This is a genomic window from Peribacillus sp. P4_C12 (genome assembly GCF_056402095.1).
Genome location: NZ_JBFUIB010001037.1, coordinates 1 through 790, shown reverse-complemented (window position 1 = coordinate 790; position 790 = coordinate 1). Strand labels below are relative to the sequence as shown.

General features: G+C 42.4%; 1 protein-coding gene. It reads left to right on the top strand.

The window, feature by feature from the left end; genetic code table 11:
- Positions 1 to 81 precede the first annotated feature (81 nt).
- Positions 82 to 790, top strand: a 709-nt coding sequence (locus AC1DUW_RS31100) for a Glu/Leu/Phe/Val family dehydrogenase (RefSeq protein ID WP_477644485.1), incomplete at its 3' end; no start/stop codon positions are given.

The window sequence follows — 790 nt, the reverse complement described above, 5'->3', positions numbered from 1 at the left end:
GGTGTATACTAGCACTTGAAGAGGACTATTTGTAAATTATAATCTAAATATATGGATGAGATTTTCTAGGAGGTACTATTGATGGAATCGGCAAAAGGTAATGGCCCTGTAAATGAGGAAGAAAAACACGACGTATTGAGGTCTACCCAGACTGTTATACATAAAGCGTTAGACAAGCTGGGTTATCCTGAAGAGGTATACGAGCTCTTAAAGGAACCTTTACGTTTATTAACCGTGAAGATGCCAATACGTATGGATGATGGTTCAGTTAAAATTTTCACGGGTTACAGGGCACAGCATAATGATGCTGTTGGACCAACAAAAGGTGGCATCCGTTTTCACCCTAATGTGACAGAACGAGAAGTAAAGGCATTGTCCATTTGGATGAGTTTGAAATGTGGCATCGTTGATTTGCCTTATGGCGGAGGTAAAGGTGGAATCGTTTGTGATCCTCGTAATATGTCCTTCCGTGAGCTGGAAAGACTAAGCCGGGGCTATGTCCGTGCTATCAGTCAAATCGTAGGTCCGACAAAAGATATCCCGGCACCTGATGTATTTACTAATTCCCAGATCATGGCGTGGATGATGGATGAATATAGCCGTATGGATGAATTCAACTCACCAGGATTCATTACGGGTAAACCGCTTGTACTTGGTGGTTCTCATGGCCGTGAGTCTGCAACTGCAAAAGGTGTAACTATCTGTATTAATGAAGCTGCGAAAAAGCGCGGAATTGATATTAAAGGGGCACGAGTTGTTATTCAAGGATTTGGTAACGCTGGTAGTTTCC